The sequence below is a fragment of the Yaniella soli genome (assembly GCF_054782375.1).
The window spans coordinates 83,751-95,714 of record NZ_BAAGSP010000001.1; the positions used below are offsets into that span (position 1 = coordinate 83,751).

Annotated in this window: 14 protein-coding genes and 1 tRNA gene; 14 read left to right on the forward strand and 1 reads right to left on the reverse strand. The window is 55.8% G+C overall.

The features are described 5' to 3' along the window. The first annotated feature begins 6 nt into the window (after positions 1-6). The 14 genes from proB (at position 7) to ACYVJT_RS00480 (ending at position 10,583) form a co-directional block, all read left to right on the forward strand. Complete coding sequence (gene proB / locus ACYVJT_RS00415) at positions 7-1,185, forward strand: glutamate 5-kinase (RefSeq protein ID WP_343959157.1); 1,179 nt, start codon at positions 7-9, stop codon at positions 1,183-1,185. A 9-nt stretch (positions 1,186-1,194) separates the two neighbouring features. Then, the gene (locus tag ACYVJT_RS00420) at positions 1,195-2,463 is read left to right on the forward strand and encodes a glutamate-5-semialdehyde dehydrogenase (protein WP_343959155.1); all 1,269 of its coding nucleotides are present in this window, start codon (positions 1,195-1,197) and stop codon (positions 2,461-2,463) included. An 82-nt stretch (positions 2,464-2,545) separates the two neighbouring features. Further along, complete coding sequence (locus ACYVJT_RS00425) at positions 2,546-2,752, forward strand: hypothetical protein (RefSeq protein ID WP_343959153.1); 207 nt, start codon at positions 2,546-2,548, stop codon at positions 2,750-2,752. A 58-nt stretch (positions 2,753-2,810) separates the two neighbouring features. Further along, positions 2,811-3,452 (forward strand): nicotinate-nucleotide adenylyltransferase, encoded by a 642-nt coding sequence (nadD, locus tag ACYVJT_RS00430; RefSeq protein WP_425579894.1) that lies wholly within the window; start codon positions 2,811-2,813, stop codon positions 3,450-3,452. Next, entirely contained in the window at positions 3,445-4,833 is a 1,389-nt protein-coding gene (locus ACYVJT_RS00435; protein WP_343959149.1) for a hypothetical protein, read from the forward strand. The genes nadD and ACYVJT_RS00435 overlap by 8 nt, the downstream gene beginning before the upstream one ends. Positions 4,834-4,848: 15 nt before the next feature. Further along, positions 4,849-5,214, forward strand: coding sequence for a ribosome silencing factor (rsfS, locus tag ACYVJT_RS00440; RefSeq protein ID WP_343959147.1), 366 nt, complete (start codon positions 4,849-4,851; stop codon positions 5,212-5,214). A gap of 36 nt (positions 5,215-5,250) precedes the next feature. After that, complete coding sequence (locus tag ACYVJT_RS00445; protein WP_343959144.1) at positions 5,251-5,847, forward strand: histidine phosphatase family protein; 597 nt, start codon at positions 5,251-5,253, stop codon at positions 5,845-5,847. Between the two features lie 94 nt (positions 5,848-5,941). Further along, positions 5,942-6,014, forward strand: a tRNA-Ala gene (locus ACYVJT_RS00450). A 223-nt stretch (positions 6,015-6,237) separates the two neighbouring features. Next, the gene (locus ACYVJT_RS00455) at positions 6,238-6,378 is read left to right on the forward strand and encodes a hypothetical protein (RefSeq protein WP_343959142.1); all 141 of its coding nucleotides are present in this window, start codon (positions 6,238-6,240) and stop codon (positions 6,376-6,378) included. A 139-nt stretch (positions 6,379-6,517) separates the two neighbouring features. Further along, a complete protein-coding gene (locus ACYVJT_RS00460) occupies positions 6,518-7,093 on the forward strand; it encodes a hemerythrin domain-containing protein (protein ID WP_343959140.1) in 576 nt (191 codons plus the stop codon). Between the two features lie 35 nt (positions 7,094-7,128). Beyond that, entirely contained in the window at positions 7,129-7,524 is a 396-nt protein-coding gene (locus tag ACYVJT_RS00465; RefSeq protein WP_343959137.1) for a hypothetical protein, read from the forward strand. A gap of 116 nt (positions 7,525-7,640) precedes the next feature. Then, positions 7,641-8,789: a calcium:cation antiporter gene (locus ACYVJT_RS00470; RefSeq protein WP_343959135.1), complete on the forward strand. Its 1,149-nt coding sequence runs from the start codon at positions 7,641-7,643 to the stop codon at positions 8,787-8,789. Between the two features lie 90 nt (positions 8,790-8,879). Beyond that, positions 8,880-9,956 carry an NADH:flavin oxidoreductase/NADH oxidase gene (locus tag ACYVJT_RS00475; RefSeq protein ID WP_343959133.1) on the forward strand — a complete coding sequence of 359 codons (1,077 nt, stop codon included), beginning with the start codon at positions 8,880-8,882 and terminating at the stop codon, positions 9,954-9,956. A gap of 87 nt (positions 9,957-10,043) precedes the next feature. Beyond that, positions 10,044-10,583, forward strand: a complete 540-nt coding sequence (locus ACYVJT_RS00480) for a dihydrofolate reductase family protein (RefSeq protein WP_343959131.1) — start codon at positions 10,044-10,046, stop codon at positions 10,581-10,583. On the opposite strand, the gene ACYVJT_RS00485 is transcribed toward ACYVJT_RS00480, so the two are convergent. Further along, positions 10,573-11,946, reverse strand: a complete 1,374-nt coding sequence (locus ACYVJT_RS00485) for an SRPBCC family protein (RefSeq protein ID WP_343959129.1) — start codon at positions 11,944-11,946, stop codon at positions 10,573-10,575. The two genes, ACYVJT_RS00480 and ACYVJT_RS00485, sit on opposite strands and share 11 nt — an antisense overlap. Between the last annotated feature and the right edge of the window lie 18 nt (positions 11,947-11,964).

The window sequence follows — 11,964 nt, forward strand, 5'->3', positions numbered from 1 at the left end:
ACTGCAGTGTCCACGCCCAACCTGTCTACGCCCAATCCAGTCACGGATCGCAGTACCCTTCGTGATGCTCGTCGCATCGTGGTCAAAGTCGGCTCCTCGTCGCTCACCGATGGACAAGGCGGGGTCTCAATCCCCGCGATCGATGCACTGACACGCGTCGTGGGGCAGCTGTACCACAGCGGTGCGCAGGTGGTGTTAGTCTCCTCGGGCGCGATTGCAGCCGGATTCAAACCCTTGGGTCTCGCGAAACGTCCCAAAGATCTGGCCACCCAACAGGCGGCTGCAGCCGTGGGCCAAAGCCGTCTGATGGCACAGTACTCAGAATCCTTCTGGAAACACTCCATTAGTGTCGCCCAGGTCCTGCTCACCGCAGAGGACCTGATGCGTCGTACGCAGTACAACAATGCCTTTCGATCCCTGAACCGGCTGCTCAACCTCGGCGTCATCCCTGTCGTCAACGAAAACGATGCGGTGGCGACCCATGAAATTCGGTTCGGCGATAATGATCGGCTGGCCGCACTGGCCGCCTCCGTTGTCAAAGCCGACGCGTTGCTCTTGCTCTCAGACGTTGATGCGCTTTATGACGGCCCACCAACACGATCAGGCGCGCGCCGCATTGCCAACGTCTCGGCAGAAGCCAACCTGGACCATGTTTCAGTCGGGGACTCTGGGTCCGCCGTGGGTACCGGGGGAATGGTCACCAAACTCCAGGCGGCGTCGATCGCCACTGATGCTGGCATCCCTACGTTTCTGACCTCGGCAGACAACGCCCAGGCTGCGATTGATGGAGAAGACGTCGGCACATGGTTCGACTCGCGGGGTGAGCGCAAGTCTGCCCGCAATGCGTGGTTGGAACACATGGCCGTCTCGCGGGGTCGCATCATGATCGACGATGGTGCTGTGGAAGCCATTACGGTGCGTCACCGCTCACTGTTACCCGCCGGACTAATCGGTGTCGCAGGGACATTCGAATCCGGTGACGTGGTAGAAGTTGTGAACTCCGAAGGAATCGTTGTGGCACGCGGGCTGACCAACTATTCCGCCAACGAGCTACCGACAATGGTGGGGAAGTCCACTCGCCAACTGCGAAACGAACTCGGACCAGAATATGATCGCGTTGTGATCCACACCGACGATGCGGTCATTGTGAAGCAGACATCACTTTCCCGAGACCATTACGACTAGAATGACGCCATGACTGTTCAACTTGATTCCGTGACACAGCAGATCGCAACGATCACCAAGGCTGCACGCACCGCGCAGAAGACTCTGGGCAGGGCATCTCGTGCCGAGAAAGATGCCGCACTGGCGGTCATGGCAGAAGCCATCGATGCCAATCGGGCAGCTATTCTCGAGGCCAATGCCAAAGACCTACAGCGTGGACAGGAAAACAACACCGCTGATGCCCTCTTGGACCGTCTACAACTGACCGACGAGCGTATCGACGGGCTTGTTTCAGCGCTGGGTGAGCTTGCCAGCCTCCCGGACCCCATCGGCAATGTGCTGCGCGGAAACAACCTGCCCAACGGCATTCGCATGCAACAGATTCGCGTCCCACTGGGCGTAGTGGGTGCCATATATGAGGCCCGCCCGAACGTCACCGTCGACATTGCTGGCATCGGCATCAAGTCCGGCAACGCGGTCATATTGCGCGGTGGCTCCGCCGCAGAAACTACCAACGGTGTGACCATCTCAGTCCTCCGCGACGCCCTAGAAGCCAACGGTCTGCCAGCAGACCTCATCCAAGGCATTGATGAACTTGGACGTGACGGTGCCAATGCGCTGATGACCTACCGTGGGGGAGTCGACGTCCTCATACCACGCGGCGGCCCCGGGCTGATCCGTACAGTTGTCGAGCAAGCCGCCGTACCCGTGATTGAAACCGGAGCTGGTGTTGGCCACGTGTTCGTTGATGCCTCGGCCGATCCACAGAAAGCCGTGGACGTCGTTTTCAATTCCAAGACGCACCGCCCTTCGGTGTGCAATGCAGCAGAAACCGTGTTGATCCACAAAGACGCCAAGGAAACCGGCGTGAACGTGCTGAACACATTGCAGTCATCCGGTGTCTTGCTCCACGTGGATCCAACAGCTGCCACATGGGTGACGGACGCAGTCGCGGCAACTGAAGAAGACTGGGCTACAGAATATTTAGACATGGAAATGTCCGTCAAAATTGTGGACGACATTGCCGAAGCCATCGAGCACGTCGAGATGTACTCTACGGGTCACACCGAAGTCATCCTTACAGAGAACTTGTCGAACGCAGAGCGATACATCGCAGAAGTCGATGCAGCTGTTGTGATGATCAACGCGTCATCGCGCTTTACCGACGGCGGTCAATTTGGGCTGGGGGCAGAAATCGGCATCTCAACTCAAAAATTGCATGCACGTGGGCCCATGGGGCTTGAAGAGCTCACCTCGACAAAGTGGATCCTGCGTGGCGACGGTCAAATTCGACACTAGCCGCAGACACTGTCACCCTCGACGGTCAAAAATTCGGTAAGCTCATCTACTAGCAACACACGTTCATTCAGGAGTACAACTAATGGAAATGTTCCAAGCAGCAGCAGAAGAAGCTGTCGTCAACCAACTGCCGGTGCCACCAATCGTCTATGGACTGGTGCTCTTTGCTGCGTTGATGTTCCTGCTGTTAGCCATCATGTCACTACGTTCGGTTGCATTGCGTCCAGAGGCGCCTGCACCGAGCGACGTTGCAAAGCCAAACCAGGGCTCAACCTCCTTTAATAGCTAACACGCCTGTGAATCAAACTCCCAACACCCCACCGGCCCGTCGAGCTCGCCTAGGTATTATGGGTGGAACGTTCGATCCCATTCACCACGGCCACCTCGTCGCTGCCAGTGAAGTCGCTGCAGAGTTTGATCTCGACGAAGTAGTCTTTGTTCCTACGGGTCAACCATGGCAGAAATCTGACAAGGATGTCTCACCGGCAGAACACCGGTATTTGATGACCGTGGTCGCCACGGCGTCGAATCCACGCTTTTCTGTCTCCCGGGTCGATATCGACCGCCCAGGCCCAACGTATACGGCCGATACGCTGGACGATATCCAGAAACTGCGCCCCGATGCAGATCTTTTTTTCATCACCGGTGCAGATGCGATGGAACAAATCATGACCTGGAAAAATGTGGAACAACTCTGGGGCAAAGCACACTTCGTAGGTGTCTCCCGACCAGGCCACGAGCTCACCGACTTCGGGCTGGCGGATGAAGTCTCGCTGATGCAAATTCCAGCGATGGCCATCTCGTCGACCGACTGTCGTGACCGCGTAGCCGCCGGAAAACCCGTGTGGTACCTCGTGCCAGACGGCGTGGTGCAATATATTGGGAAATATGGGTTATACGTTGACGACAACGGTGACAAAACCCGCCATAATATTGCGCCCTATGTTCCGGCCTCCCTGAACAATAGACCGGAGGAAGACGATGAGTAACTCTTATCCTTCCCGCCGAGACCTGCGGCTCCAACGCGAACGCGAAGAACGCTCGAAACTGCGTGATGAAGAAGCCCAGCGCTGGGCTGAAGAAGTTAAACAGCGCGAACAGCGCGCAGCAGACGCCGAACGCGAAGCCACGGAAACCGTCGCCAAAGTGACACCGGTACCGGCGAGTCGAGTCACGGGTGCAACAAACGATAAGAGCCCCGTTGACGCAACACTGGCCGAGCCAAATGAACCTGCTGCAAATGACGACACGGACGTCTCCAACGCCCAGGGGCGTCGCGCTGCTGCCTCTCCAATAGATGCGCCAGCTGAGGTGGAAGAACCATCTGCTGATGTCCCGGTACCGCGCCGCCGTCGAGCTGATTCCCAAGTCACATCTACCGGTATGTTGCCAATCATCACAAAACGCAGCGAAGACGAGGACGATGCAAAGCCACTGTCTCGCCGCGAAGCCCGACAACAAGCAGCACGTGCAGATGCCCAACGACGCGCGGAAATAGCTGCGTTAGAACAACAACAAGCTAGCTTGGAAGAGACCGCAGAGCCCAAAGTGGTCCGCCGGGCAACGTCACCCCAAGCGCCACCGCCTCCGATTCCTGCTGTGACGGAAACACCCGTGGGGTCCGAAGAGGACGACATCGTCGTCTCCACATCGGAACAGTATGGTGCCTCGGCAGTTGAGATCACGGATATGAGTGGTCTCGACACCATAGAGATTCGTTGGGAAGCATTGCGTGCGGAGACCGAAGAACTGACCCAAGAAATTGTTCGGTTGGGTCAGGAAAACCCGAACGTGATCGACCCACTGCTCCTTCGTCGCCAGAAAGAGCTCGCAGAAAAGTCGCAGGAACTGCAAGAACTGGAAACCGCAGCGGTCTCAGTTGTCGAATCATCCGATGATGAACCAGAACTCGACGATGCGCCACGCGACGCAGTTGCTGACGCTGATGTGACTCAAGGAGTCCCAGAGCATTCGGATGTATCGGACGACGAATCCGATGATCCTGATGAAGACACGGCGACTCATGACGCGACCGATTCGGAACTGTTACGTCGAGCCAAACGTGCCGGCAGTCGCCCCATGATTACCGGTCCTTTTGAAGTCGCTGAGGAAGACGAGGCAGTCGAAACCGTCTTTGAGCCGGAGTCGAAACCAGACTTTTCAACGCATTTTGAACCCGCAACTGAGACTGATAACCTCCCGACAACGGGCCCAGATCAACCACTCGATGCAAGCTCTGCTCACGGTCTTGATACTCTTGATCCGAAAGAGTCTGAGGCACCAGAACGCCGAATACTGACCATATCCGCCATTGTCTTTGCTATCGGCATCATTGCGTTGATAGTAGCTATTATTCTGTTTACTCGTTGAACATAGAGGAGTTTCGTGGCCGTACCTGAACCCACACTCGACGCCTTGAACATCGCTGCAAAAGCAGCTTCAAATCGTCAGGCCGAAAATATCTCGGCGGTAGATGTTGCCGAGCGTCTCGGCATCACCGATGCCTTTTTCTTTGCCTCGGCCGAGACCGAGCGTCAGGTCAAATCGATCGTCGACGAGATTGAAGACGAATTGCGCGAACAACTGGAGTTGAAACCCACCCGTCGCGAAGGCCAAACCGAAGCACGCTGGATCCTGTTAGATTACGGGCATTTCGTCATTCACGTGCAACACGAAGAAGAACGTGAGAACTACGCGCTGGAACGACTGTGGGCGGATGCACCGCAAATTGACTTGTCGCAAGCTGACTAATGGCAGTGTTTCAATCGGATAGGTGACCCGCACACGATGAAAACGATCGTCCTTCTGCGTCATGGCGAAACGGCTTGGAATGCCCAAGGCCGGTATCAAGGCCAAACAGATATATTGCTCAATGACGCTGGCCGGCGTCAGGCGAAGAAAGCTGCACTACGCTGGCGTCACACTGAATTCGATGCAGCCATTGTGTCACCATTGGCTCGCGCCAACGAAACCGGACGCATCATGCTCGGCGCCCGGCAGCTGGATTTAGGCACCGTTGATGGTGTCAAAGAAACCAACGGTGGGCAGTGGGAAGGTCTGTTGTTTACCGAAATTGCAGAGCGGTGGCCAGAAGAACACGCAGCCTTTCGTCTCCCCGAACTCGATTCCGGTCCGGTTGGGGGAGAGACCCCGCGTCAGTCCGGTACTCGGACCGCCAGCGCCGTGCTGCAAGCACTGGACAAGGCCAATGTTTTACTCGTGATTTCACATGGAAACACGCTGCGAGCTGCAGCGCACCTGCTCACCGGACACAAGGACGACGAGTACGCGAGCGTACCTCGTTTGGAGAATTGTCGGGCACACGTATTGCAATCAAATACAGGCGAATTCCGGACTTTTACCCTGACGCAAACCAGTGTTTAACATCACTGCGTATTCGCGACATCTCAAATTTGTTTTCAACGAAAAGCTATGTATACTGGTGGATGTTGTCCGAACGGATAACCAAATTTAATAAGGGGCTATGGCGCAGTTGGTAGCGCGCTTCCGTGGCACGGAAGAGGTCAGGGGTTCGAATCCCCTTAGCTCCACAGTATTTGCAGGGATCTGGATAGTATTTCTCCAGGATTTGGAAAATCTCTTCCATCGGCTAGTTGCTTGAGTCCACAGCCTTATACAAGTAACACGGTTCCTAGCGCATCACTAGCGTACTCTTGAAGCTCTTACTCGCTGAAGGGGCGGCGCACTAGGTCTCGCCGAAGCGATTGATCAGTTGTATGCTTGGCGTCAGCATCATATATGAGAAGGACAACCATGCAGAAACGACTCATGAAACTCGCAGCAGCGGCAGGCATTTCACTCTGGGCAATGACAGCCTGCGGCTTAGAACAGACGGGCCCACATGCTGGTCCGGTGCACCTTGAGCAACAGCAGGAAACCGTCGCGGTCTACTAAGCGATACGCCCCGTTCACTCTTTTCATTTAGCGGGCCCCTGGACGTGTCAGAGAACACACAGTAGCGTTATGAAAGCAGTGAGTTACCTTCGGTGTCACTCGAGGCCGGAGGTGGCAAGTTCTCGACGAAAGGTTTGCCATGCCTTCCGATACTTCCGCTTCAACAGAACATGATGTCATCGACATTCTCACCGCCGACCATCAGGCCATGCTCGACTTATTAGATGTCATCAAGCAGGCAACGAATACACAAACACGTCGTGAGACTGCAGATGCTGTGATCGCTGAAGTGATGCGTCATTCCGTTGCTGAAGAAATGTTTGTTTATCCGGCAATGGAAACACATGTACCAAATGGCAGTGAAGAAGTCGAGCACGATAAAGAAGAGCATGCCGAGCTAGTCGATGTCATGAAACGTCTCGAAGACGTCAATGCAGAGGATCAATCGTTCATGGAACTCGTGCATGAACTAGAATCTCAGCTGCGGCACCACATTAGTGATGAAGAAGATGAACAATTCCCGAAACTTCGAGAACACATCCCGGCTGAACAACGTCGAGCGATAGGCGAAAAAGTTGAGCAAGCTAAGCGTGTAGCGCCCACACGCCCACATCCGAATATTCCGCAGTCAGAACTGTTCCATAAAACTGTTGGGCCAGGTCTCGGGATGGTCGACCGTTTGAGAGACAAACTCACTGGTCGAAACAGCGAGTAAGCCACCGCGCGTACTTCAACAAGGATAAACTGCGTATGACTGCCGATGCTGAACAATTGTCCGTTGTCGATATCCCGGAGAATTGCGGCAATGCGCCACGAAAAATTGTCATCCGAGACTTTCTCATCGCGCTCTACAGCCGAGCCGCCGACGCGGTCATCGCCACACTTCAAGACGATATCCAGTGGCAACTCGTCGGATCTCGCACGTTGTCTACGGCAGCAGACGTTCGCCAGTGGCTGGGTGCAGAAGAACCGGTCAATGAATTAAAGCTCCATACGATCATCACACACGGAACGGACTGTGGAGCAGATGGGACAATCAGGCATCCGGATGGGTCGCAATCGCATTTTAACCACGTCATCGTATTTGCTGGGCACGGCAAAAATGCGAAGATCAAAGAGATCCGAAGTTATATCATTGATGCCTAGCATCGAGCGCCTGACGCCATGTGTTCAGGCGTTACGATAGATAGCCACAGAGCGTTCAGGACGACCTGGACGTGATCAATCAGAGCTGGGACGGCCCACAGAAGAGGCCAACTCCCATGCCATTGATCCGAAATGTTCTGACGCCCAGAGTGGCGGGACACCTGCTGCTTGGCTGGGTCGGATGGATCGCGCTGCAGAGCACCAGCGCCATCTTGCCGGACCCGTTGGCCGCACCGATGCTGTTCGGCATCTTGGCTGCAATCATCGCTGTCATCGTAGTGTGTGCGTTTGGTGTCGTGACCCAAGCAGAACGATTAGCTCACCGGTTGGGTGATCCCTACGGCACATTGGTGTTGACCCTTTCGATTGTCGTCATCGAAGTGGTCCTCATTTCGGCAGTGATGCTGGGGCCAGGAGACCACCAGACGATCGCTCGAGATTCGGTCATGGCCGTTGCGATGATCATTCTGAATCTCGTCGTTGGAGTTGCACTCATCATTGGCGGTACCAGGCACGTGCGTCTACAACTGAATCGAACGGGTGCTTCCTCATACCTAGCCGTCTTAGTGGTCATGTTATGCGTCGCGTTCGGCCTACCTCATGTCATTGGTGATGAACGGGTATACAGTTCAACACAGGCCCTATTGGTCGCGGCATGCACCCTCGTGATGTACGGGTTCTTTCTTTACCGTCAAATGGGCGCACAGCGCGGAGACTTTCAAGAAGTAACCAGTGGCCACCCTTCAACCCGGACCGTGACTCCAGACACTCAGCAGTCGCTCACCAGCATCACCCACGTGCTGGCAGAACATCGAAGCGAAATACTGGCCCGAGCCATCGTGCTGGTACTGACAGTCATCCCGATCGTGTTGCTGTCACACGACATGGCGGCGTTATTAGATGAGGGTCTTGGCAGGCTCGGGGCACCGACGTCACTGTCTGGCCTACTCATTGCGGCAATTGTGTTCTTGCCCGAAACGATCACTGTAATCCGCGCGGCAGCCTCGGGTGAAATACAGCGCATGAGCAACCTGTGTCACGGGGCGTTGGTCTCAACGGTAGGACTCACTATTCCCACTGTTTTGACGATTGGCCTGCTCACTGATCAGCCCGTCGTGCTGGCAGAAACTCCTGGAAACCTCATGTTATTAGCCGTCACACTGCTCACCTCAATGGCTTCGATGCTCGGAAAATTCGTCACCCCGCTGCATGGTGCAGCGCATCTTATGATCTTCATGCTCTACCTGCTCGTGATCTTCGCCTAATGAATGAATGCTTATGAGACCTGATAACATCCGGACTGGTATAGAAAATGTTTCCCCGACCTGACTTTAGATAACGTGAGGATCCCCAGCTTGTCTCGCTTGCTCTTTGAACCCATTACTCTTCGTGGTGTCACCGCACGGAATAGAGCGTGGGTTCCTCCGATGTGTCAATATAGCGCTGAGAACAATGATGGCGTGGCAACAGATTGGCATATGGTGCACCTGGGCGGGCTCGCCCGTGGGGGAGCAGGTGCGATCATCGTGGAGGCCACCGCGGTGACCCCTCAGGGCCGCATCTCAGCGCAGGACTTGGGCCTGTGGAATGATGAACAGCGCGATGCCCTGGCACCCATTGTGCGGTTCATGCACTCCCAGGGTGCTGTCGCTGGTATACAGCTTGCCCACGCGGGACGAAAAGCCAGCACGTATCGTCCTTTTGACTATGAACACTCTGGCAGTGTGCCGCTGGCCGATGGCGGGTGGGACACCGTGGCACCTTCCGCCGTGGAATTTCCCGGACTCGCGACGCCACAGGCGCTGGATCAAACTGGTATTGATCACATCGTTGCGGCATTTGTGGCATCTGCGCGACGCGCCATCGAAGCGGGTTTCGATGTCCTCGAGATCCACGGAGCCCATGGCTACTTACTCCACGAATTCCTGTCACCGCTGAGCAATGAACGAAGCGATGCCTATGGTGGCTCCTTAGCGAATCGTGCTCGTCTCCTTCTGGACGTAGTCGACGCCATACGGGCCGAAATCGACCAGGGCGTGCCACTGTTGGTCCGTCTTTCAGCTGTCGACTGGGTGGAAGGCGGCCTAACGATCGACGATACGGTGCAGGTTGTGGAGTGGTTGCGAGATCATGGTGTGGATATGATCGATGTGTCCAGCGGTTCGAATATGCCTGCTGAGATCCCAACCGGCCCGGGTTATCAGGTTCGTTTTGCAGAAACGATTCGCCGTCGCACCGGCGTTCCCACGGCTGCAGTCGGACTCATCACTGAACCATTCCAAGCCGAACACATTCTGGTAACCGAACAAGCCGATGCCGTATTACTCGGACGAGAATCATTACGCAATCCCGACTTCCCAATTCATGCCGCGCAAACGCTACGGCATAAGAATCCCCCAACCCCGGCCCAGTATCATCGCGCCTATCGCTAATCGGGCTGATCGGTATCGTCTGAATTTGATAGATTGAATCTACCGTTCTACGAATCGGGGATGTTAATGGGAAAATTACTGTATTCTATGATCATCTCGCTCGACGGGTATGTGGCCGATGCCAACGGCAATTTTGATTGGGCACAACCAACCGAAGATGCTCTGACCGTCACTAATGACGAGATGTCCAACGTTGGCACATTTCTTTATGGTCGACGCATGTACGAGATGATGGCTGTTTGGGAAACTGATCCTGAGGTGGCAGCACAGTCACCTGAATCCGCTCGGTTTGCTGAAACGTGGTGCGCTACCGACAAGATCGTCTATTCTCGACAATTGGAATCGACGCACACAGCTCGCACTGAACTCGTCCGCGAATTCGATCCCGCGGAAGTGACAGCATTAAAAGATACTCGGGAACATGATCTTACGGTCGATGGGTCCACGCTTGCCGCCGAAGCATTTCGTCACGATCTTATCGACCAGATCATGGTCTTAGTGTGTCCTGTCACTGTAGGCTTCGGTTTAGCTTTCTGGCCGAAGCAGCGCTTGAACCTTGAACTGCGGCAGATGCGCAGCTTTCGCGGCGGTGTGGTTTACCTGAGCTACGATCTTCTCAGACACTGACCGCTTCGCCGGCAGAAGAGATCGTGGGGAATAAGAATTCGTATCCCATCGTATCAATCACAATTGAGCGAGCCCGGGTGCTCCCCATCAGGAGTCCAGGTTCCATACCAATGCTGTTCATACCGGTACGCAGCAGGGCGGCGGGCACCGGGATGCTGCGCGGTCCTTGTCCGGGGACGAGCGCGTGAATGACTTCGGACAGTCGCGTCTGTTGTGGAGCCACTGCCACCACTTTTGTCGGCGCATTGTGCATAGCTAACAGATGTTGGACCAAACCGACCCAGTCATCCTCGTGAATCCAGGGTAGGAAGCCATCAACGCTAGGCCGGGTTGTGGACCGCGCCATGGCTGTCAATCCTTTGGTGATTTCTGTGTGTTGACCGAGCACGATACCAGTACGTACGAACACGGCATTATCTGGAGCAGCGGCCTCCCATTCAGTTACCAGACGGCCCATACCATCTGGGCCATCCGTGTCCGCCATCGGCGAGGTAGCCTCGGTGAACTCCGTCGTGGATTCCGAGCCCCACAGGGGCACTGCACTACCTTGAATCCACCGGTGAACCACTGCGCCTTCTTCCTGAGCGGCAGTTACTGCGGCGCGTAAAGTCTCGGTGGGCACAATGCGTGATGCTCTTTGGAGGCGCAGTTCTTCTGGCGTGAAGCGAGGCCCGAGACGTTTACCAGCCAGGTTGACGATGTTGACGCCGGCGGGATCCATCAGGAGTTCATGTAGTGGTCCAAGATCGTCTTGGCCCCAGCGAGCTTGAGGATAGGTGGCCCCTGATGTGGGTTGGCGCGTCAGTACGGTTGCACGTTGTCCAGCGGCGATCATGCGGGTGGCTAATCGTTGACCGAGGTAGCCCGAGCCGCCGGCGATAATCGTGAGCGGTTGGGCGACGTCCGGTCCGGTTGAAGCCATGTGAACCATGCGCGCACCGACGGCACCCACATCACCCGCCAAGGGAGCAGCCAGGGCGGCGCCCAGGGGAGCGGCAAGAGGGCCAACCACTTCGGTGTGACGGGTCAGCTCGGTACCGCCATCAACGGTGGCACGAAGTTGCCAGCGTTGTTGGGTAAAGCCCCCGGGCTGAGTCTGGCGCCAAGCGATTTCTCGCCGTGCAGCAACGGTCGTGATGGTTGCCGGCGGAGCGGTTGCGGCGTGCACGAAACCACGAACCAGTGCTTTCGGTACGACCTTGACCCTGTCTGCGACCTGCAGTCGATTCCCGGTCATGTGGACCGGGGAGAACTGCTGGAGCTGGTCATCGAATTGCAGCCACGCTCCAGGATCAGTCAGGATATCCCATACCTGGTCAGGCTGTAGTGCCACGTATATCGTTTGTCGACGAGAAAAACCCATGGTTCCATCGTACGCCGC